This window comes from Paraburkholderia phenazinium, assembly GCF_900141745.1.
GTDB classification, from domain to species: domain Bacteria; phylum Pseudomonadota; class Gammaproteobacteria; order Burkholderiales; family Burkholderiaceae; genus Paraburkholderia; species Paraburkholderia phenazinium_B.
This window is the reverse complement of record NZ_FSRM01000001.1, coordinates 2645942-2668011: the sequence shown is the minus strand read 5'-3', so window position 1 is coordinate 2668011 and position 22070 is coordinate 2645942. Positions and strand designations below refer to the sequence as shown.

Annotated in this window: 19 protein-coding genes; 15 read left to right on the top strand and 4 right to left on the bottom strand. The window is 62.4% G+C overall.

Annotation, left to right across the window (positions count from 1 at the left end):
- Positions 1–180: 180 nt before the first annotated feature.
- The 9 genes from BUS06_RS12135 to cydB all read left to right on the top strand — a co-directional run bounded on the left by BUS06_RS12135 (position 181) and on the right by cydB (position 10511).
- On the top strand, positions 181–1653 hold the full coding sequence (locus BUS06_RS12135) for an MDR family MFS transporter (protein ID WP_074264476.1): 1473 nt from the start codon (positions 181–183) through the stop codon (positions 1651–1653).
- A gap of 498 nt (positions 1654–2151) precedes the next feature.
- Entirely contained in the window at positions 2152–2718 is a 567-nt protein-coding gene (locus BUS06_RS12130) for an acyloxyacyl hydrolase (protein ID WP_074264475.1), read from the top strand.
- Between the two features lie 142 nt (positions 2719–2860).
- Positions 2861–3226, top strand: coding sequence for a hypothetical protein (locus tag BUS06_RS12125; RefSeq protein WP_074266053.1), 366 nt, complete (start codon positions 2861–2863; stop codon positions 3224–3226).
- A gap of 450 nt (positions 3227–3676) precedes the next feature.
- Positions 3677–4903: a Crp/Fnr family transcriptional regulator gene (locus BUS06_RS12120; protein WP_074264474.1), complete on the top strand. Its 1227-nt coding sequence runs from the start codon at positions 3677–3679 to the stop codon at positions 4901–4903.
- Positions 4904–4966: 63 nt separating this feature from the next.
- The gene (locus BUS06_RS12115) at positions 4967–5731 is read left to right on the top strand and encodes a flagellar motor protein (RefSeq protein ID WP_074264473.1); all 765 of its coding nucleotides are present in this window, start codon (positions 4967–4969) and stop codon (positions 5729–5731) included.
- A 5-nt stretch (positions 5732–5736) separates the two neighbouring features.
- Entirely contained in the window at positions 5737–6420 is a 684-nt protein-coding gene (locus BUS06_RS12110) for an OmpA family protein (protein ID WP_074264472.1), read from the top strand.
- A 142-nt stretch (positions 6421–6562) separates the two neighbouring features.
- The gene (locus BUS06_RS12105) at positions 6563–7900 is read left to right on the top strand and encodes a TAXI family TRAP transporter solute-binding subunit (RefSeq protein ID WP_074264471.1); all 1338 of its coding nucleotides are present in this window, start codon (positions 6563–6565) and stop codon (positions 7898–7900) included.
- A gap of 141 nt (positions 7901–8041) precedes the next feature.
- Positions 8042–9430, top strand: a complete 1389-nt coding sequence (locus BUS06_RS12100; RefSeq protein WP_074266052.1) for a cytochrome ubiquinol oxidase subunit I — start codon at positions 8042–8044, stop codon at positions 9428–9430.
- An 82-nt stretch (positions 9431–9512) separates the two neighbouring features.
- Entirely contained in the window at positions 9513–10511 is a 999-nt protein-coding gene (gene cydB, locus BUS06_RS12095; RefSeq protein WP_074264470.1) for a cytochrome d ubiquinol oxidase subunit II, read from the top strand.
- Between the two features lie 281 nt (positions 10512–10792).
- On the opposite strand, the gene BUS06_RS12085 is transcribed toward cydB, so the two are convergent.
- Positions 10793–11716 (bottom strand): LysR family transcriptional regulator, encoded by a 924-nt coding sequence (locus BUS06_RS12085; RefSeq protein WP_074264468.1) that lies wholly within the window; start codon positions 11714–11716, stop codon positions 10793–10795.
- 155 nt (positions 11717–11871) lie between these two features.
- Between BUS06_RS12085 and BUS06_RS12080 the strand changes: the two genes are divergently transcribed.
- From BUS06_RS12080 to BUS06_RS12065, 4 genes are all read left to right on the top strand, one after another.
- The gene (locus BUS06_RS12080) at positions 11872–13086 is read left to right on the top strand and encodes an MFS transporter (RefSeq protein WP_074264467.1); all 1215 of its coding nucleotides are present in this window, start codon (positions 11872–11874) and stop codon (positions 13084–13086) included.
- Positions 13087–13382: 296 nt separating this feature from the next.
- Positions 13383–16520, top strand: a complete 3138-nt coding sequence (locus BUS06_RS12075; protein ID WP_074264466.1) for a CheR family methyltransferase — start codon at positions 13383–13385, stop codon at positions 16518–16520.
- 17 nt (positions 16521–16537) lie between these two features.
- On the top strand, positions 16538–16906 hold the full coding sequence (locus BUS06_RS12070) for a response regulator (RefSeq protein ID WP_074264465.1): 369 nt from the start codon (positions 16538–16540) through the stop codon (positions 16904–16906).
- A gap of 149 nt (positions 16907–17055) precedes the next feature.
- Positions 17056–17931 carry a DUF3667 domain-containing protein gene (locus BUS06_RS12065; protein WP_074264464.1) on the top strand — a complete coding sequence of 292 codons (876 nt, stop codon included), beginning with the start codon at positions 17056–17058 and terminating at the stop codon, positions 17929–17931.
- 39 nt (positions 17932–17970) lie between these two features.
- On the opposite strand, the gene BUS06_RS12060 is transcribed toward BUS06_RS12065, so the two are convergent.
- Genes BUS06_RS12060 through BUS06_RS12050 form a run of 3 tightly spaced genes read right to left on the bottom strand, consistent with a single transcriptional unit; the run spans position 17971 to position 20893 of the window.
- A complete protein-coding gene (locus BUS06_RS12060; protein ID WP_254368826.1) occupies positions 17971–19344 on the bottom strand; it encodes an ATP-binding protein in 1374 nt (457 codons plus the stop codon).
- Positions 19345–19359: 15 nt separating this feature from the next.
- Positions 19360–20064 carry a response regulator transcription factor gene (locus tag BUS06_RS12055; RefSeq protein WP_074264463.1) on the bottom strand — a complete coding sequence of 235 codons (705 nt, stop codon included), beginning with the start codon at positions 20062–20064 and terminating at the stop codon, positions 19360–19362.
- 10 nt (positions 20065–20074) lie between these two features.
- Complete coding sequence (locus tag BUS06_RS12050) at positions 20075–20893, bottom strand: MipA/OmpV family protein (protein ID WP_074264462.1); 819 nt, start codon at positions 20891–20893, stop codon at positions 20075–20077.
- A 239-nt stretch (positions 20894–21132) separates the two neighbouring features.
- Here BUS06_RS12050 and BUS06_RS12045 point away from each other — a divergent pair, with 239 nt between their 5' ends.
- Both BUS06_RS12045 and BUS06_RS12040 read left to right on the top strand, forming a co-directional pair.
- Positions 21133–21480: a hypothetical protein gene (locus tag BUS06_RS12045; RefSeq protein WP_074264461.1), complete on the top strand. Its 348-nt coding sequence runs from the start codon at positions 21133–21135 to the stop codon at positions 21478–21480.
- A gap of 252 nt (positions 21481–21732) precedes the next feature.
- A complete protein-coding gene (locus BUS06_RS12040; RefSeq protein WP_074264460.1) occupies positions 21733–22032 on the top strand; it encodes a hypothetical protein in 300 nt (99 codons plus the stop codon).
- Positions 22033–22070: the final 38 nt, after the last annotated feature.

The following is a 22070-nucleotide window of genomic DNA, read 5'->3' as shown; positions in this document are numbered from 1 at the left end:
ACCGATGTAGCGGTAACATCCGTACTCGCGCTTAAGCGAACGCTGCGTAGTGTCGCGTCAAGGCCGGTGTCAAAGCGTTCAGGCCCGCACCTTCCAGAAAGCTGACACCCCGGGCAAACCGCCTGCGCGTTCGAGCGGCCTCGAGAAGCCGCGCGATCCCCATTCTTCTATATAGACGGCATGTCACAGCACCCCAAGACAGTACGGCCCCTGGTCATCGCCGCGGTGATGGCCTCCATGGCAATGGTCGCCATCGAAGCCACCATCGTCTCCACCGCCATGCCGCAGATCGTCACGCAGCTCGGCGGCCTGCATCTCTACAGTTGGGTCTTCTCGTCATTCCTGCTCGCGCAGACCGCGATGACGGTCGTGTTCGGCAAACTCGCGGACCTGTACGGCCGCAAGCCCATTGTCCTGATCGGCATCGTCATCTTTCTGGTGGGTTCGGTGCTCGCGGGCTTTGCGTGGTCGATGCCGGCGATGATCGTGTTCCGCCTGATACAAGGCGTCGGCGCCGGAGCCATCCAGCCCGTCACGCTCACGATCGTCGGCGATCTGTACCCCGCACGCGAACGCGGCAAGATCCAGGGCTACCTCGCGAGCGTCTGGGCCATCGCTGCCGTGATCGGTCCGATGGCCGGTGGCCTGCTGATTCGCGACCTGTCGTGGGCGTGGATCTTCTGGATCAACATTCCGATCGGACTCGCCTCCGCGGCCGGCTTTCTTGCATTCCTGCACGAACATGAAAGGCATGGGCGCCCGTCCATCGACTTCGCAGGCGCCACCCTCTTCACCGTATCGATCGGCGCGCTGATGATGGGCCTCACCGACGTGGGCAGTTCCAGCGACGCGCTGGTGGCATTCGAATTCGCGCTGTTCGTCGTCTGCGGGGTCCTGTTCGTGTGGCAGGAGCGCCGTGCCGCCGACCCGATGATTTCATTTGCCTTGTGGGGTCACCGGCCGATCGCCGCCTGCAATGTCGCCACGGTGCTGTCGGGCATGGCGCTGATGGGCCTGACCAGTTTTCTGCCAATGTACGTGCAGGGTGTACTGGGCCGCTCGCCGGTGGTCGCCGGCCTCGCCTTGACCATGATCATGCTGGGCTGGCCGAGCGGTGCAACGCTGGCGGCCCGCTCGTTTCATCGGCTCGGCTTGCGGCGCACGCTGATCGGCGGCAGTGTGTTTCTGCCGCTCGGGGGCGTGTTCTTCGCGACGCTGAACCCGGACAGCAGTCCGGTGCTCGCGGGGATCGGCTCGCTGGTAATCGGCTTCGGCATGGGGATTGTCAGCGTCAGCTCGCTGATCCTGATCCAGGAAATCGTCGAGCCGTCGGAACGCGGCAGTGCGACTGCGTCGAATCTGTTCTCGCGCAATCTCGGCAGCACGCTCGGCGCTGCCATGTTCGGCGCGGTGCTGAATTACGGGCTCGCGCATTCATCCACGATCGCCGCCGTGACCGCGGACCAGCTCCGGCAGATTCTCGACTCGGCGCCGGGCAATACTGCAAGTGGCGCGGCCGTGCGGCTCGCGCTCCATCAATCGCTGCATCTGACTTTCACGTCCATTCTGGTCATCACCGTGTTTTCCGTACTCTCGGTGATGCTGGTTCCTGCGATCAAGCTGAGTCAGGCACGCGCAGCTTCAGCAAATTGAAGCGACGGAAAAGGCCGCATCCTTAGAGCATGGCGTCGAGCATGCGCGCAGTAATAACGCGCGCCGAAAATGCACGATTCTCGCGGCTCGGCTAGACTGCAAAAAATCGCCAAATAGAACGGCAGTGCTCATTCCCAGGTGGTCCAGTCAAGCCGCTGCGGGTCTGATGCTTGCTCGCGCAACCAGATTAATGCTCTGACGAATATGCGAACGGATTCTAGAGACAACTCCACCCCGATCGTTGCCACATTGAACACAGTGATTTGCCGCGGCGCGAATATTCAGCCCGCCCGTATGGCTCTAGAATGCCCTTCGTCATTAAGACAGCGAATTCATCGCGCAAACGGCCGATTGCGCAATTAGCACGAGGCAGGGCCCGTAAAGGGCAACACGTCGACAAGCAGCAGCCATGAGACGATTAACGGCGAGCTTGCAGCGCGTGTCTAAACAATAAACATCTGCCGATAAAACAATTTACTCGAGCGGTCGGAAATCCCAATGCGAACCAGCAAGCAACCTCTGCCAGGAAAACTTTTCCGCGCCTTAGTGTTTTGCGCGCTAACTGTCGGTGCAGCAGCGGCTCATGCCGACGAATTCGGTGTGCAAATTTCCGGAGGCGTCGCGGACCATGATGTAAAAAAAGCCGATCTCGGCTTTGTCTGGGACCCCGGTTTAACCTGGTGGGAAATCGGCGGATATCACTTCACTGTCGTCGGCGAGGCGCACGTCGCCTATTGGGACATCCGGGAATCCGATGCCGCCCACCCCGACATCTGGGAATTCGGTCTGACGCCGGTGTTTCGCTTCATCAAGAGCTCGGGATGGTTCCGGCCGTATATTGAAGGCGGTGTCGGAGTGCGCCTGCTGGACCATGTACGGGAGACGGAGGACCGCACCTTCTCGTCGTCGTTCCAGTTCGCCGATATGATCGGCGTGGGTGCGCAGTTCGGCGGCCATCAGCAATACCAGGCCGGTTTCCGCTTCCAGCATCTGTCGAACGCGGGCCTCGAGCACCCCAACCCTGGCGTCAATTTCAGCGAAATTTACCTGCAATACAACTTCTGAGCACAATCGCCGTGGCCGCGTTGTGGCCGATAAGCACAAGGTGTTCCTGAATCCGGCCACCGCGTGCTATCGTTGGGTTGCATCTCAGGACGGTTCGCGCACCGTCGGGAACCGAACGCAACTTGTCGTAGCGGGTATCGCCATGAGTGATGTACGCCTCCATCTGAGCCCACGCGACCGCGTGGAACTGCTTTGCTGGCTCACCTGCGGGAGCCTCGGCGCCTATTACCTCAATGAGACCTGGCCGGAACCCTCCTTCCACGTGCAGGCGGCTCACAAGTGGCTCGACCGTCACTTACGGGAAGCTGACTGGCTGAGCGTCGCCAAACTCTCCGCGATGGCGCTGGAGATCGCCGCCCGGCACGCACACTTTGTCGAAGCGGAGTGGGCCCGTGACGCCGTCGAAGAAATCCTCGACACCGACGACCTCGACTTCCAGGCGCGGCTTGTCACCCAGGTGCTGGGCGACTGCCAGTATGCGCTGGCGGACAAGCGCATCGCGGACTGAGCGCAAGCGGACGCTGCCGGCCCGCAGGTTTTCGCGTCACTCGCCGCGGCGCCGACGCAACGGTCGAAGAATTCCATCCGGCCAATGCAGCGCATCGCGCTTATCCTCCTGATTAATCAGGATTACTTTGCATTCGTATGATGCACTGTGTATCACCCTGCGTTGACTCCACCGTCCGGCAAGGCCGTCGTCACTGGCACTCTACGAGTAGAGCCGAACGCCAAACGTTTGCGTAAGGGACCGAAAGGATTTTCTGCGCATCGCGCGCCCTCCTGTCCTCGCACAAGCCCGCCCCGTCTGAGGTTGCGGCATTTATTAAAGTGTATCCCCGCGCTAAAGAAATCGGCAAAAAAGTCGTTATACACGGGCAAGCGGCAGCAAAATATGTCGCCAGTGAGCGAGTCCGCAGAGACCGCTTGAGCAGGGCCAAACACTCCGCAGGGGAACACATTGAACCAGCAACAGTCGTCAAGGTCGCGGACCGCGGCTCCGGGCGAAGTCATCTTCTCCGAGGGCTATGTCGGGACCTCAGCCCTCTACGTCATTGCCGACGGCAAAGTCGAAATCTCCACACAGTGCGACGAAAAGCGGGTGATCCTCGCAACCCTGGGCAAGGGCGAAATCTTCGGCGAATCTGCGCTACTGCCGTCCGAGCCACGTGGTTCCACCGCAAAGGCGCTCACCTTCTGCCGTTTGACCGTCATCGAAACCAGCGTCGTCGAGGAGGAAATGGAGCGCGTCTCGCCTCTGCTGCGCCATCTGGTACGCACGATGATTCGCCGCACGAGGCGCAAGGACGAATTGCTCGCAACCTATACGCATGCCGACTTCCTGCCCGGTGTCCTATCCTATGCGCACGTGCTGGCTCTGATGGCCGGCGCCGATACCCAGAGCCGTGCGCGCCGCGCGCCGGGCGAAGAAGTGTCGGTGCCGCTCGCCGAGGTCATCCGGAAGTGCCGCGCAATTGCAGGCCATTCCCGTTTGCACGTAATGGCCATGCTCAAACGGATGGAAAAACTCAATCTGGTGAGCTTCGATGCAGGACGCCCCGAGTACATCGGCAAGGGCGGGGTCGCGAGCGAAGACGGTGCGGCGGGCCGGCATATGGTCAGTTTTGACCCGATCCGCCTCATCGAGCGTGCCCAGCAAGTGGCCGATCACGAACTGGATCTCGCGATCACCGGTGAACTCGAGCTGATCGAACTGTCCGATCTGGAAGCGTTGATCGGTGTCGAAAAGCAGCTGATTCTCAAGAAGCTTTCTCACTCGGAAATCGCTGAGGATATCTTTGCGTTTCGCAAGAGCAAGGTGCTGAACTACGTCGAAGAGCACGGCACGGCCTATTTCTCGAAGCGAAAAATACGTACCCCCAGCCAGCTCGAATCGCTGGGCGATCTCGAGTTTGTCGACCAGCGAACCCTGTTCGACGCCGTGAGCGCGTTCGACACTTACGACCTCGCCAAGCTGCTTGCCACGATGACTGACCAGACGATCGCCGACCGGCTGCTCTCGGTCATGACGCAGGCGCGCCAGAACGAGATTTCGTGGATCATGCGACGCGACATCAAGATCGATCCGCTCGAGATCCCGGATATCGAGCAGCGCTTTATCGAGCTGGTGAAGAGCATCAAATCGCCTTCAGTGAATCCATCGGTCCCGATCGGGTCGCCCATCTAGGCCGCCGCGTGCCATTGAACCGGTCCAACGCACAATCCTTCAATTGAATTGTCGAGGTCTTGTATGGATTTCCTGACGCTGTGCGGCGCGGTTGTGGGCATCGCGGCCATTGTGCTGGGCTTTGCGCTTGAAGGTGGACGGTTTGCATCGCTGTTCCAGCTTGAGGCGCTCGTGATCGTGCTGGGCGGCACGATCGGCGCCGTGATGGTTCAGAACAGTTGGGGCCGCTTTGCCGATGGCGTCAGGCAGCTTCGCTTCGCCTTCATCGCCGCCAAACCGGTCGATCAGGAAAACCTCTCTGTGCTGCTCGAATGGGGACACAAAGCCAAGCTGAACGGCATGCTCGCGTTCGAATCGATGGACCCGGCAGGCATTCATCCGTTTGCCAAACGCGGGCTCGAGCTGATCGCCAATGGCGTTTCCACCGCGGTGATCGAAGACGCATTGCAACGCGAACTGGATGCCTACGAGCGCAACCACATGGCCGCGGCGCGGATCTGGCTGCAAGCGGGCGGCTACGCACCGACCTTCGGCATCCTCGGCGCCGTGCTAGGCCTGATCCAGGTGACGGGGCACATTCTCGAGCCCGAGAGGCTCGGCCAAGGTGTGGCGGTCGCCTTCGTGACGACGCTCTACGGCCTCGCGCTCGCCAACATACTGTTCCTGCCCATCTACGGCAAGATCAAGGCGCAGGTGGATAGCGAACTGCGCTACCGGAAACTGTATTTCGATGGACTGCTTGCCATCTCGCGCCGGGAGTCGCCGCAAACCATCGAGACGCGCCTCACCGGCGACGTGCGCGAGCGCTCAAAAGCATTGCTGGCATAGCACGCATGGCTCTCGCAGGCGAAAAGCCCAATCCGAAGCTGGACGATGACGCCGAGGCTCGCCCCGAGCGCTGGCTTCTCTCGTACTCGGATCTTGTCACCACGCTGATGGTGCTGTTTCTGGCGCTGTATGCGATCCAGCTGGCGAAGTACCACGAACTGGAAATCAAGCTTCTCGAATCCGCGCGCAGCGTCAAGAACGACAGAAGCCCTGCCGGCGTCGCTGCACATGGCGCGGCGAACGGCCAACAGGAAGCGGTGCGAGCCGGGTTGTTGTCGCTCCTGAGAGCGCTGCGCGACAGAGGCCAGATCAATATCGACGAAGAATCGGGCAGCGTGGAAATCAGCATCAATGCAAAAATCCTCTTTCGCGCGGGCGATGCGCACTTGCTGCCGGACTCGACCAGCGTGCTCGATCAGGTGGCTGCGGCGTTGAAGGGCTACTCCACTCACAACATCCTGGTAGAAGGTCACACCGACAGTTCACCGATCTCCAACGCCAAATACGAATCCAACTGGGAGCTGTCGTCGGCACGCGCCGGCGCCGTGGTGCGGTTCCTGGTGGACCGAGGCATCGAACCGCAGCGGCTGGCGGCCATCGGCCACTCCGACAATATCCCTCTGTTGCTTGGCGACGACGCGGCCGCTCGCGCAGCAAACCGGCGCGTGACGATACTGGTGCAGTATTAGCTATCCGGTGCCTGTTGCGGCGCCACCGCGCATTTCCACACTTTCCAGGCTCAGACGAAAGCCAGTGCTGCTACGCTATACGTGCAGACACCGCGCGCCGCGCGCGCCATAAGACCTGCCCCGCCACCCGTACGGAGCTTTCATGAGACACCATCGCCCGCGACCACCGAGTTTTCAAGGCGAGCATTCCCATGCCGATCTGCGCGATCTAACCTTGACGTTCGCACCGATCGCCGTGTTCGTGGTGCTGGTGATCACGCTGGTGATCTGGCTGGTGGATCCGGCGCCGCCGCATACAATCGTCATGAGCGCCGGCCCGCACGACAGTTCGTTCCTGCAGGCCGCCAACGAATACAAAAAGATTCTCGCCCGTAACGGCATCACGCTGAAGGTACTGGAATCGGACGGCTCGCTGCAGAACCTGCAACGGCTGCTGGACCCTAAACAGCATGTGGACGTCGCGCTGGTGCAAGGCGGCGTAACCGATGGGCTCGGGGCGTCCTCGTTGATGTCGCTCGGCAGCGTGTTCTATGACCCGATCGTGGTGTTCTATCGCGGCAGCGGCATTACGCAGCTCGCGCAACTCGAAGGCAAACGCATCGCCGTGGGCCGCGAAGGCAGCGGCACGCGGGTGCTGGCGCTCAACCTGCTGGCCGCGAACGGCATCGTGCCTGGCCAGAACACGACGCTGTTGCCCGCCGACGGGCTGGAAGCCGCAACGAAGCTGGTCTCGGGCGACGCCGATGCCGCGATCCTCAACGGCGATTCGGCCACCCGCGCCCTGATGCTGCGGCTGTTGCGCGTACCGGGCATCTCCGTGATGGACTTCGAGGAAGCGAGCGCCTATACGCGGCTCTTTCCGTATCTGGATGAAATCGACCTGCCGCCCGGCGTGCTCGACCTGCGCCACAAGATCCCGAACGACACCATCCATCTGATCAGCCCGACCGTCGAAATCATCGCGCGTACCAGGCTGCACCCCGCCATCTCCGATCTGCTGATCGAAGCTGCGCAGGAGATTCACGGCATGCCCGGCCTTCTGCAGCACGCGGGACAATTTCCGAGCCCGATCCAGCACGAGTATCCGATCAGCGACGACGCGCAGCGCTACTACAAGACCGGCAAGAGCTTTCTCTACCGCAATCTGCCGTTCTGGCTGGCGAGCGTCGGCGATCGCACTCTGGTTCTGCTGCTGCCAGTCGCCGTGCTGCTGTTCCCCGCCATGCGGCTGGTGCCGGCACTGTACCGCTGGCGTGTCCGCTCGCGCATCTATCGCAACTACGGTTCGCTGATCGCAATCGAACGCGAGGCGCTGAAGGATCCGTCGCAGGCCCAACGCGATGCGCTTGTCGAGGAGCTCGACCAGATCGAAGACTCGCTCAACAGCCTGCGCATGCCGCTCGCCTACGCCGATGCGTTTTACGTATTACGCGAGCATGTCGGCTTCGTGCGCTCGCGCCTCGTTCAAGGAAACGCATAGCGGCGAGCTGCACTGCCCAGCTCCGTCACGTTCTGCGAACGCAGGTTAGCGACACTGCGGCGAAAAAAAGTGTATGTTGCCATGTGCCTGCGGAGTCGCTCCGCCAACCCAGCCAGCCCTCGTCTTCGGGAGACCGCAATGATGAACCTCAGCGCGCTGGACCTCTCGCGATTGCAGTTTGCGTTCACGGTATCGTTCCACATCATCTTCCCGGCGATGAGCATCGGCCTTGCCAGCTTCATCGCCGTGCTCGAAGCGGCGTGGCTGAAAAGCGGCAAACCGCACTACAAGGAACTGTGCCTGTACTGGTCGAAGGTCTTCGCGATCGGCTTCGGCATGGGCGTCGTCTCCGGCGTGGTGATGGCGTACCAGTTCGGCACCAACTGGGCCGGCTTTTCGAAATTCGCCGGGCCTATCACCGGACCGCTCCTCACCTACGAGGTGATGACCGCGTTCTTTCTCGAGGCCGGCTTTCTCGGCATCATGCTGTTCGGCTGGGATCGCGTGGGACGCAAGGCGCACTTCGGGGCGACGCTGCTGGTCGCCACCGGCACGCTGATTTCCACCTTCTGGATTCTCGCCTCCAATAGCTGGATGCAGACCCCGCAGGGCTTCACGATCGAGGACGGTCACGTAGTGCCGCAGGACTGGCTGAAGATCATCTTCAACCCCTCGTTCCCCTACCGGCTCGCCCATATGGCGATTGCCGCGTTCATCGTCGGCGCGCTGGTTGTCGCTGCCACCGGCGCGTGGCATCTGTTGCGCGGCCGGCGCGACCCTGCCGTCAAAACCATGTTTTCGATGGCGCTCTGGCTATTGCTGGTGCTCGCGCCGATCCAGGCGCTGGTGGGCGATCAGCATGGCCTGAACACGCGCAAATACCAGCCTGCGAAGATCGCGGCTATCGAAGGTCTGTGGGAAACCGAGCACGGCGGAACCGCGCTCAATCTGATCGGCTTTCCGGACATGCAGGCCGAAGTGACCCGCTACGCAATCCAGATTCCGCATCTGGGCAGTCTGATCCTCACACACTCGTGGGACGGCGAAATTCGCGGCCTGAAAGAGTTTCCGAAAGAGGACCGGCCGAATTCGTCGATCATCTTCTGGACCTTTCGCGTCATGGCGGGCCTCGGCATGCTGATGATCTTGCTGGCGTTGATCGGACTGGTGCTGCGGCGCCACGGCCGTGTTTACGAAAACCGTCTGTTCCAGCGCATCATGGTGGCCATGGGCCCGGCCGGATTCGTGACGCTGCTTGCCGGCTGGGTGACGACCGAAGCGGGCCGCCAGCCGTGGGTGGTATACGGCGTGCTGCGCACCGCGCAAGCGGTGTCGCCGGTGACCCAGCAGGACGTGAGCGTGTCGCTGATGATCTTCGTGATCGTGTATTGCCTGGTGTTCTGCACGGGCATTTACTACATCCTCAAGCTGCTGCGCATCGGTCCAGCCTACGACGATGCAGGGCCGCGCAATGCGAGCGCCGCCGATACGAACAGCAGCGGCCGGCGGCCGCTCGCCGCAGTCGAATGATGCGCCCTGTGGAGCAGGAACCGGCACCCGAGGCAAACGGCAACATCCCGCGAACCTCTACTCACCTGAAGCGGAGCACAGCATGGACGTGACGACGATCTGGGCCGCGATTATCGCCTTGGGGCTCTTCATGTATGTCGCCCTCGATGGCTTCGATCTCGGCATCGGGATGATTTTCCCGTTCTTCCCCGACGACGGCGAGCGCGACCTGATGATCGCGACGATTGCGCCAGTCTGGGACGGCAACGAGACCTGGCTGGTGCTCGGTGGCGCAGCGCTCTTTGCGGTGTTTCCCGCGGTCTATTCGATCGTGCTCTCGGCGCTGTATCTGCCGATCGTCACGATGCTCGTCTGCCTGATTTTTCGCGGCGTTTCCTTTGAAATCCGCGAGAAGGCAACCCGCACCAAAAACCTCTGGAACCTCGCCTTCATCGCCGGATCGGGTGGGGCGTCGTTTTTTCAGGGCGTCATTCTGGGCGCCTACCTGCAGGGTATTCCGGTGACGAACGGCGTTTTCGCCGGGCCGCCGTTTTTCTGGCTAACGCCGTTCAGCCTGCTCACCGGCTTTGGCCTGATGGCGACATACGCATTGCTCGGCGCCTGCTGGCTCATCATGAAGACCGAGGGCGACCTGCAACATCGTCTGCACGAGGTCGTGCGTCCCCTCACTCTCGTGCTGCTCGGCTTCATGGTGGTGGTGTCGATCTGGACGCCGCTGACCGACGCGAAAATCGCGGCGCGCTGGTTCGATTCGGGCCTGCTGCATCGCTTGCTGCCGGTGCCGTTTCTCGTCGTGATTACCGCGCTGTTTATGCTCCGCGCGCTGAGACGCCGGCACGACAACACGCCGTTTCTGCTGACGCTGCTGCTGATCCTGCTCGGCTACATTGGCCTGCTCGTTAGCATCTGGCCGTATGCGATACCGTACGCCATCACGCTCCAGGACGCCGCTGCGCCGCGCTCGAGTCAGCTCTTCACGCTGGTGGGTGCGGTAATCATTCTGCCGGTGATTCTGATCTACACGACACTCGGATATCACGTGTTCCGCGGCAAGTCTGCGCCGGGTGCGAAGTACCACTAAGCTTTGACAAGGTACGCTGCAATGCGACTTTCCTGGCCCCCGCCTACACAAAAGCAGACCGCTTCTTCGCTTGCGCAACCAGGCACGGCGAAACGCCCTGCTCCTACGCGGCTCAAGCGCGTGCTCTGGTTCGTCGCCCTGTGGTGCGCAGGCGTGGCAGGGGCAATGTTGCTCGCGCTGCCATTCCGCCTGTTGATGCAGGCTGCCATGCGCTGAGGCCGGCAACACCGTAAGTACCGTCAGTAGCCTGAGCTGACGCAAAGCGAGCCGAAGCGCTCGGCTCACGCCTCCCGAACGCCTTGCACGCGTTCCTGCAGGAACTGCACAAAGGTGCGCACCTTGCTCGAATGGCGGCGATTCGGCAGGTAAGCCGCGTAGACCGCCGACCGGCCGGCATGCGGATTGATTTCGGCGTCGGCAAACAGGCGCACGAGGCGGCCCGCGCGAATCTCCGCTGCCACCAGCCACTCCGGCAGCAAGGCGATGCCACGGCCCGCGAGCACCGCTTCCAGCAGGATGTCCGGATTGTTGGCAATCATGCGGCCCTCCACTTCGACGCGCACCTCGGTCTCGCCCCGCAGGAAAGTCCAGATCTGGCGCGCGGGCCGATAGGTTCCGCCATAGCCGAAGCGCAGGCACTCGTGCGCGGCCAGTTCCTGCGGCTCGGACGGCAGGCCGCAGCGCGCGAAATACGCGGGACTCGCGACCACGAAGCGCGCGTTATCGGCCAGTTTTCTGATGACCAGGTGTTCGTCACGCGACGGCAGGCCGATCCGGACCGCGACATCGATCCGCTCGGCGGCAAGATCGACGTAATAATCGCCGACCACGACGTCGAGCACCATGCGCGGATAGGTGGCGAGAAAGCTAGCCAGATGCGGCGCGAGTTGCAGTCGGCTGTACGCGGTCGGCACGGAAATGCGTAGCACCCCGACTGGCGACGCCCCGCTATCGAAGATGCTGTCGTCGGCCACCGCGAGATCGTCGAGTACCTTGCTGATCTGCTCGACATAGGCCGTCCCGGCATCGGTCAGGCTAACGCGCCGCGTCGTGCGGGTCAGCAACGCGGTACCGAGCGAAGCTTCAAGCGCGTCCATCAAACGTGTGACGGACGAAGTGGCAACACCCAGCCGCTGGGCCGCTTTGGAAAAGCCACCCGCCTCGGCCACTTCCAGCAAGGTATTCAAGGCAACCAGCTTGTCCACTTCCCGACCTCCTTCGGTAACGTCGAGGCCGGACCCAAAGGGTACAACTCGACGCTTGGCGTTGCGCTGCACGCAACGCCAGGTTGCTCAATGGACGTATTCTACTCACGGATCGCAACCGATATCCTATGCGGGTTCGTCAATCAGGATTTGCCATGACCTCCAACTCACCCGCCGCCAGCGCAAATGGCGGCACCGTCCAGATGACTCGCGGCCTGACCGCGATGTTCGCCTTCTGCTGCGGCGCGATCGTCGCCAATATCTACTACGCCCAGCCGATCACCGAACTGATCGCACCGGATATCCATATGACGGGCGGCACGGCCAGCCTGATCGTCTCGCTGACGCAGATCGGCTACGCCCTGGGACTGTTCTTCCTCGTCCCGCTCGGCGATCTGCTGGAAAACCGCAAGCTGATGATCACAACGGCGCTCGTCGCCATCGTCAGTCTCGCGCTGGCCGCCGTGACACGTCAGCCAAGCGCGTTTCTGGCGATCTCGCTACTGGTCGGGTTCAGTTCGGTTGCGGTGCAGATCCTGATTCCGTTGGCGGCGCACCTCGCGCCCGACGAAACGCGCGGCCGGGTGGTCGGCAACATCATGAGCGGCCTGCTGCTCGGCATCCTGCTGTCGCGGCCGCTCTCAAGCGTAGTGGCCGGGCATTTCGGCTGGCGCGTCGTGTTCGGCGCGGCCGCTGTGGTGATGGCGATCGTGACAACCGTGCTCGCGCTGACGATTCCGCCGCGCCAACCCTCGCACCAGGCGACCTACTTCCAGTTGATCCATTCGCTCGGCGAACTGGTCGCTACCTTGCCGGTGCTGCGTCATCGCGCGCTGTATCAGGGCTTGATGTTCGCTACCTTCAGCCTCTTCTGGACCACCGTGCCGATTGAGCTGACACGTCATTACGGGCTGTCGCAGAACGGCATTGCGCTGTTCGCCCTGGTCGGCGCGATTGGCGCCACCTCCGCGCCGATTGCAGGACGCCTTGCCGATGCGGGCCACTCGGTTAGCGCGACACTGGTCGCGCTGGTGATCGCCGCGCTCGCCTTTACGCCCTCGCTGATTCATCCCGCGTGGGGCGTTGGCGGTCTCGTCGTTACGGGTGTCGTGCTCGACTTCGCCGCGCAGATGAACATGGTGATCGGCCAACGTGCGATCTACGGCCTGCATGCGGCGAGCCGCAACCGTCTGAATGCCCTGTATATGACGAGCATTTTTATCGGCGGCGCGCTCGGCTCGTCGCTCGCGAGCACGCTGTATGAGCACGGCGGCTGGACCTTGACCGCCATCGTCGCGAGCGTGTTTCCGCTGCTCGCGCTGCTGCATTACCTCACGATCGGCAGGCCGGTCGCGGTCGCAATGGCCTGACTGGCAATCAGCACACCCCGCTTTACCAGGACGAATACAGCGAGCGCAGCCTGGACCGGGCACAAGGAATGCTGCGACAACGTGGATGAACACGCCGGAAGCTTCGCTTGCCGGCGCCTCGACGCAAAATCCACCCGGCCCGAAACCAACTAACGGTAACTGCAGGCCAAATCAAGGTAGGATTATCGACTACTCTCAATCCGCCCCGCCGCCAGGAATCCCATGCCAAGCCAACACGCAGCCAGCGTCTCGCTGACTGTATCCCCGCGCCAGTACGCCGTCGCGCGAATCGCACGATGAGCACGCAAGCGCGATTTCCGGTTGTCGGCATCGGCGCCTCTGCGGGCGGTATCGAAGCGCTTGAAGGGTTTTTCCGCGGTATGCCCGAAGAACCGGAGCTGGCCCTCGTGATCGTTACGCATCTCGGTCCCGCACGCGACAGCCTGTTGTCCGAGATTGTCGGGCGCTATACCACGATGCCGGTGCATGTGGTGGTAGACGGCGAGCCGGTCCAGAAGAATCATGTCTACGTGCTGCCCTCGGACGCCATGCTCGGCGTCGAAAAGGGGCATCTGCGTCTCCATCCGCAAAACGCGTTGCACCGCGAACGCAAACCGATCGACGTGTTTTTCAGCTCGCTCGCCGAAGACCAGGGCGAGCTGGCGGTGTGCGTGGTGTTGTCCGGCGGCGACTCGGACGGCACGCTTGGCCTCAAAGCCGTCAAGGAACGCGGCGGCCTGACGATGGCGCAGGTTGCCGACGGTTTTGGGCCGCAACACGCCAACATGCCGGATAGTGCCATCGCCACCGGACTCGTCGACTACGCGCTGCCAGTCGAGGCAATGGGCAACAAGCTGGCGGAGTTTGCCCGCAGCGCTTACGTGCTGGACGACATTGCGTTCAGTGCCAGCGCCCAGGAAGAGCTGCAAAAGATCGAGCAGGCGCAGGCGGAGATCTACGGCATTTTGCGCGGCCAGATCAGCCACGACTTCAGCGGCTACAAGCTCAAGACCTTCATGCGACGTGTGCAGCGGCGTATGCAGGTGGTGCAGATCGGTCATCTGGAAGCGTACGTTGCACACCTGCGCGATCATCAGCAGGAAGTCAACGCGCTGTTTCGCGATCTGCTGATCAACGTGACCAACTTTTTTCGCGACGCCGAAGCGTTCGATGCGCTTGCCGAACTGGTCGTGTCCAGGCTCTTCGAGGCGCGCGGCATCGACGATATCGTGCGCATCTGGGTTCCCGGTTGCGCCACCGGCGAGGAAGTGTATTCGCTCGCCATCCTGCTGCGCGAGCATATGGATCAGCTCGCGGTCGTGCCGCGCGTGCAGATATTCGCAACCGATATCGACGACCGGGCCCTCGCCGTCGCACGCGCCGCCAGGTATCCGGCCGCGTTGCTCGGCAGTGTCTCGTCCGCACGGCGCCGGCGCTTTTTCATCTCCGACGGCGGCAGCTTCGCAGTGGCCAAGGAAGTGCGCGACCTGTGCATTTTCTCGCCGCACAACGTGATTCGCGACCCGCCCTTCTCCCGTATCGATCTGGTCTCCTGCCGCAACCTGCTGATCTATTTCGGTCTGGACCTGCAAAGCCAGGTGATTCCGACCTTCCACTATGCACTGCGTCCGGACGGTTATCTGTTCCTCGGCGCCTCCGAGAGCGTGAGCCAGTTCGACGATCTGTTCGTGCCGCTCGAGAAAAAACATCGTATCTTCCAGCGCCGCTCGGATGTCATGCCACGCGTGCGTCTGCCGCTCACGGTGTCGGCCTTGCGCCCAGGGCAAACGCACGAACTCACGCCGCGGCGCGTCCAGCCCGGCGGCGCGGCGTTGCGCCAGATGGTCGACACCCAGGTGCTCGAGCGATTTGCCCCGCCCCATGTCGTGGTGAACCGGGAAGGCGATGTCGCCTACTATTCCTCGCGCACCGGCAAGTATCTCGAAGCGGCGCCCGGTGCGCCGACCCGGCAGATTTTCACGATGGCACGCAAAGGCATCCGCCTTGAACTGCGCACGGTGTTTCGCGAAGCAGTGGAATCGGGCCGCACCGTCACACGCGACGGTATTGCGGTCGAGGAAGACGACGGTCGCGTGCAGGTGGTCAGCCTGACTGTGGAGCCGCTTGCCACCCGCTCCGGCGCCGATCCGCTCTATCTGGTCCTGTTCGTCGATCAGGGTCCCGTGCTGAGCCGCGAGGAAGCGTTAAACCGCGCGCAAGCCACCACCACCGGCACCGCGCTGCAGATGGAGCGCGAGTTGCGCGAGACGCGCGAGCGCCTGCAATCGATGATCGAGGAATATGAAACGGCGCTCGAAGAGCTGAAGTCGTCGAACGAGGAACTCGTTTCGGTCAACGAAGAACTGCAGTCGACCAACGAGGAGATGGAGGCGTCCAAGGAAGAACTGGTGTCGCTCAACGAAGAGCTGCACACCGTCAATACCGAACTGAACGGCAAGATCGAAGCGCTCGACCGCGCCAGGAGCGACCTGCAGAACCTGTTCGACAGCACTGCGGTCGCCACGGTGTTTCTGGACAACAGGCTGGTGATTCGCAGTTTCACGCCGGCCATGTCCGAGGTGTTCAATATCCGCGCGGCCGACCGCGGCCGGCCCATCACCGATCTGGCGAGCCGCCTGCGGCTCACCGGCTTCGACGAAGCGATCGCCAGGGTTGTGGCCAGCGGCGAGGTTATCGAGCGCCGGGTCGACAGCGACGATCACCATATGCATTACCTTGTACGCCTCGCGCCCTATCGAAACGGCGATGACAAGGCGGAGGGCGTGGTGGTCACCTTCCTGAACGTGACGAGCCTCACGCGCGCCGAGCAGCGCCAGAAGATCCTCGTTGCCGAACTGCAGCATCGCACCCGTAACCTGCTGGCCGTGGTCGAATCGATCGCCATGCAGACGCTCGTCAAAGGTGCACCGCTGGAAGCATTTACCAGCCGGCTGGGCGCACTGGGGCGTCTACAGGGACTGCTCGGCCAGGCAAGCGACGAGCAGATCGAACTCGGTGAGATCGTGCGCATGGAGATCGAGACCATTGCCGGCAGCGCCGCCGAAAACGTCGCCATCTCCGGTCCGACGGTTCCGCTCGGCCTCGAATACGTGCAGAACATCGCTCTCGCAGTTCATGAACTCGCCACCAACGCCGTGAAATACGGCGCGCTGAAGAGCGGCCAGGGCTATCTCGACATCAGTTGGCGTCTGGAGGATCGGCAACAGGACCATTCCTTGCTGGTACTGGAGTGGCGGGAAAGCGGTCTGCCGCAGCCCCCGGAATCGACGCGCCGCGGATACGGGAGGCAGTTGATCGAGCAGGGCCTGCCTTTTTCGCTCCGCGCGAAAGCCGAACTCGTCTTTGGCGAGGATGGCGTTTCGTGCCGGATCGCCATGCCGCTGAGGCCGGAGCGGCCCACGGGTCACACTTGAATCTTTCGGAGACAGCCATGGGACAAAGCGCTGAGCTGCAGGGGCGCCGCATTCTCGTGGTAGAGGATGATTATCTGGTCGCGCAGAGCCTGTGCGCACTGCTCGAGGAAGCGGGCGCCACCATCGTCGGTCCGTTCGGCTGGGCAGACGAAGCGCTGAAGTTTGTCGAAGCCCACCGGGATGCCTTCGACAGTGCCGTGCTCGACGTCGACCTGCATGGCGAGAAGTCCTATCCGATTGCGGACTGGCTGGCCGGACGCGACGTCCGCTTCGTCTTCACCACCGGCTACGGCGCCGATGCGCTCGATCCCGGCTACCTGCGCTATCCGCGCTGCGAAAAACCCTTCGATGTACGAAATCTGTTCGTGGCGCTCACGAGCAGCTAGCCGACGACGCCGGTCGACACGGCAGATCGGCTCTTCCGCAGAAGCCTTTCGCATCCCTTACTTCCCCGCCGCTTATTGACAGATCCTTGACGGTGCCTCGCCGCCGCGGTCAGAATGCTGCCTGTCATAGCTTCCGGCCCCGCATCCGCATGTCGCAAATCACGCATAGCCACGATGCCGTACACGAACTGCCCGACGCCTGCCCCAACTGCGATGCGCCGGTGCATGGGCCGTATTGCGCGCAATGCGGCCAGGAAACCGTGCACGAAATGCCCACCTTGCGCGAATTCGCGCATGAGTATCTGCATCATTACGTGGCCGCGGAAGGCAAACTCGTCCCCACCGTCAGGATGCTGCTGCTCAAGCCGGGGCAGCTCACGATCGAATATCTCCAGGGGCGCCGACGCCGCTATGTGAAGCCGCTGTCGCTGTATGTGACGTTCAGTTTTGTGTTTTTTCTGCTGCTGGGCTGGACCACCGTCATGACGCCCACGCCCACCGTTGTGACGCTCGACGATAACCGCACCGTGCCCGCCACTCAGGTCTTCTCCACCCTCGCCGCCTCGGAGACCGATCCGAATGGCAAAGCGGTGCTGGGGTTCCTCGACAGGCACATGAGCTGGATCTTTCAACCCGGCAAGCTCGACGCTTTCAACGACCACGTTCTGCATCGCCTGCCCTATACGGTGTTCGTGCTGATGCCGGTGTTTGCGGCGATGTGCGGGTACGTCTACCGGAAGAGGCGCCAGAACTACGGCATGCATCTGCTATTTACGGTGCACCTGCATGCGTTTATTTTCCTGGTGTTTCTGCTTTGCCTGATTCCCGGTGTGCGGAATTTTGGCGGCTGGGTCATGCTCGTGGTGCTGATCTATCTGATTCTCGCGCTCAAGCGCGTGTACGGCGGTCGCTGGTTGCCGCAAGTGGCGCGAGGCATGCTGTTGTGGACCGGTTATGGGGTGGTCACGGGCCTCGCGCTGACGGTGCTCGCATTCGTCTCGACCGATCTCTGGCACGCGTCCTGAGCGCATGCCAAGCGTCGAGCCCGTTGCACGCGCCGGCATCTAGAAGCCGACGATAAAGCGCGTCCCCGCGGCCAGACGGCTCACGGTCAGCCGCCATTCGTGCGCGACCGCGATTTCCTTGCAGATAGCGAGCCCGAGGCCAGCGCCATCGTGTCTGACGCCGGGCGCCCGCCAGAACCGCTTGAACAGGAAAGGCAGGTGTTCCTCGCGGATACCGGGCCCCGCATCGCTAACCTCGATCGAAGCCGCGCCTATGACAAGCCACACGACGCTATTGGGCGGCGACACGTTGATCGCGTTTTCGACAATGTTTTTCAGCAGGATGAAGAGTGCACTGCGGTCCGCCCACACAGAGGCCGGTGCGCCCGATGAGTCGAGCTCGAGCTTGACCTGCTTCGTATCGGCCTTGCGCCCGAGGTACGCCAGGACGTCGCGTGCCACGTCGACCGTACTCACCTCACCGAACGTGAAATTCTGCGCCTCGCTGACTTCGGCCAGATGCAACAGCTGGCGGACCTGGCGCGCCATCAGATCGATCTCGCGAAGCAGGAGTCCCTTGTCCTCGATACCGGGCTGCAATTCGATCTGACCGCGGATCAGCGTGAGGGGCGTCTGCAGTTCATGCGCCGCCGAAGCGAGAAACTGCTGCTGCACGGTGAAGCCGTTTTCCAGTCTGCCGAGCGCTCCGTTGAACGCCTCGATCAGCGGCTTGATCTCGCTCGGCATGCCTCGCAACGACAGCCGTGTCGTCAGGTTGCGCGGCGTAATCAGCGCAGCTGCACTCGACGCCTCCCGCAGCGGCTTGAGTAGCCGATGCACCGTGACCGTCAACGTCAGGCCGAAAATAATCGCGGCGATGGAGGTGATGATTCGCACGTTGGCGGGAATCTGCCGAACCTTCGTACCGATCATTGCATCGAGAAGACGCGCGCTCGTTGCGATCTGCGCATAGAAATGCGCCGGTCCCTGTCGCAACTGGAGCGTCGTGATGTCGAACGATCTGCCGTCCATCTTTACCTGCTCGATATGGCCGACAGCCGCAGCAAGGTCGCCCGGAACCCAGGCCGGACCGTTCTGCGCGTTCGCCGAGGCGAACAACACGTGGCCCTGCTCGTCGAGTACCCGGTAGTGAATCTCGGTCGGTGCCGCCGAAAAAATCCAGGCTTGCTCCGCGGGCAGATTGACGGAGACGGGACGGCCAGCGCCATCGAAGCGGACGCCGCTTGCGAGCTCCTTCGTGTGCTGAATCAGGTCGTGCCGCCCCAGCATCTGTTCCGGGTAGTGGTTGAACGCATAGGTGACACCCATGGCCAGCACGGTCAGCGTCAGCGCCAGCGCAACGATGCTGGTCACCCATAAGCGCGCGGACAGACTTCGAATCCAGCGATTGAGCATGGTAAAGAGGGTGAACATGATGAGCGGGCCGCCTCAGGACAATGATGGTGTGCCGGTCGACGCGGGCGTCGCCTGCAGCGCGAAGCCCGCACCCCGGATGTTGGCGAGCCGCAGCCTCGTCCCCACCGTCGTCAGCTTCTTGCGCAGCCGGTGTACGGTCACCTCCAGGGCGTTGGGCGTAACGGCTTCGCCGAGGCCCCAGGCCGCATGTTCGAGCGCGGCATGGCGAACGGTCTGGCCGCCGGCTTTTACGAGGCACAGCATGATCTGCAATTCGGCCTGCGCGAGCTGGACCGAGCGGTGCGCGCAGCGCATGGCGTGCTGCTGCGGGTCGACCGTGATATCGGCAAACTCGGCAACCAGCGCCGACAGCGCCGGCGGCCGGCGCATCAGCGTGCGCACGCGCGCCACCAGTTCGCTCATGGCGAACGGCTTGGTCACGTAGTCGTCCGCGCCGCTCTCCAGTCCGTCGACGCGGTCGTGCAGCGCATCGCGCGCGGTCAGCATCAGACAGGGCATCATCTGGCCCGCTGCGCGCAACGTGCGCAGAAAGGCGAGGCCATCGCCGTCCGGCAAACCGCGGTCGACGATCAGCACGTCATAGTCGGCGCGGCTCACGCCGTAGCTCGCCTCGGAGACGGTGTGGAACAGATCGGCCTCGATTCCGGCCGCCGCGAGCGCCTGGCGCACCATCTCCGCGAGGCGCTCGTGGTCTTCGACAATGGCTACCCGGGACATGATGGTGCGCTCATTTGAACTGATAGAGGTAAGCGAGCCGCACCGCAGGAAGGTAACTGCGTCCTACGATGGGGCTGTCGGAGATACCGCTCGTGAAGTGCTTGACGCCCACGTCCAGCACCAGTTTCTGCTGACGCGTGATGCTGTAGTTGACGCGCGTGCCGAGCGATACGTCGTAGGCGGCGGTGCCAGTGTACTCGGGGCGTCCTGCCCGCGCTTCCGACGCTCGCACGCCGTAATAGTAGTTGACGTAGTCGCTGCTGAGCCATTCGACGCCACCATACGGTTGCAGCGAGAACTTGCCGAAATCGAACGACTTGCTGTAGTCGATCTTGGCCCGCTCGCCGCGGTTGCCGCCCAGCAGATAGTCGGCCGACAGCGTGCCGAAGCCGGTCTTCCAGGCGAGCGCCGGGCCGTACCAGAACGTAGGATTGCGATTCTGCATGCCGTTCAGGATGGGCGCGTCGTCGTTCCTGTAGCCATCGGCTAGGGCATAGTCGCCGCGCAAGGCGACGCTCACGTTGTCCCAGGTGCCGATCTTCAGGTCGATCGTGGTGCCGAGGGCATGGATCCATTTGTCGTCGAAGGAAATCAGCGGAATCGGCGTGTATTTGGTGTCGCCGCTTTTGTACGGCGACGCGGCGACGCCGGCTCCTACGCCAAGGCCCCAATGCGTCACGTTGGTGGCGTTGCTCAGGACGGTGAAGCCGGAGTCGTCGGGGCCGGATTGGGCGTCGGGGACGCCCTGTGCCCATGTGCTCGCCGAATACAGCGCCACGGACGCAAACGTCAGCAGCAGAGGATACCTTCGACAAAAAGGTCTTTTCACGGTTGTTCCTAAAGTAGTGGGATCAGGCGGTCTCGACTTTAGGAGCGGGCGACTTACCCGTTACTTACTCAAACAATCAGCGGCTCGTCGATGCGATGCGGTGCGACGCCGCGCTCGCCGCGGCGCATAGGCTGGTCCGCGAACGCCCGCAACGACCGGTAGCCGCCGGTAAGTCTTGGGTAAGTCGCGTGCGTGCAGCATGGATGCCCTCGTCCCCTTCTCTATCCGACGGCACGGTCATGCCCCTGAAACCCCGTCTTGCGACCGCGCTGCGTGCCAATCTCCTGCTGTTCGCGGTGTCGATGGGCGCTGCGGCTGTGCCGTGTCTTGGCCTGATCCTGATGTTCGGCATGAGCGAGGCCGGCATGCCGGCGCTGGTCTATCTGGGCGGCATGCTGCTCGGTGCAGGAATGATCACGCTGGTGGTGCGCGTCAACGCAAGGCGTGCGTTCGAAGATGCAGATCTTGCCCGCAAGGTTCAGGTGTATGAAAAGCCGGCTTTCGAAGCGTCGATTGCCGGCGACTGCGCACAACCGTGGCTCGTGCAGTTGCACCTTGAATTGCGGGGGCTGCGGTGCCGGGACTGATTGCGCACTTCTCAGCGCGAGGTGCGGGCGTTTTGCGCCCCTCGTCCTGTTGCAAAGCGTTTTACGGTTATTACCATCTGTTGCCGCTCGCTTGCGCCCGCTCACGCCTGCGCCAGACACCGCGCCCGAAAGCGTCTATTGGCGCGCAATGGGGAAAATTTCAAGCTTCACGCTTTGTTGCATTTGCGTAACTCAAGGGTTCTTTCGCAGCGCTACAGTTAAGCCGTCATCCCCACACGTATGGAGGTCAACATGAAAAGCAAACTCTTGATCAGCCTCGGTCTCGGGGCAGCTATCTTCGGTGTCTCGCAGTTCGCCAATGCGGGTGTCGGTATCGGGATCAACCTGGCGTTGCCGGCGCCGGTTTATGTCGCGCCTGCTCCGGTTTATGCACCGCCGCCTCCGCCGCCTGCTGTCGTAGCCTATCAACCGGTTGTGGCGGCACCTGTTGTCGTTTCGCCGTCGCTGGTTATCGGTTGGCATAGCGGCCAGTACTGGGACGGGCATCGCTGGTGGTCGCGGCATGACTACTATGGGCATCGGCACTGGTAATGGCGCGTGGTTTTAACGCGTGATTGTCCGGTCTTTCG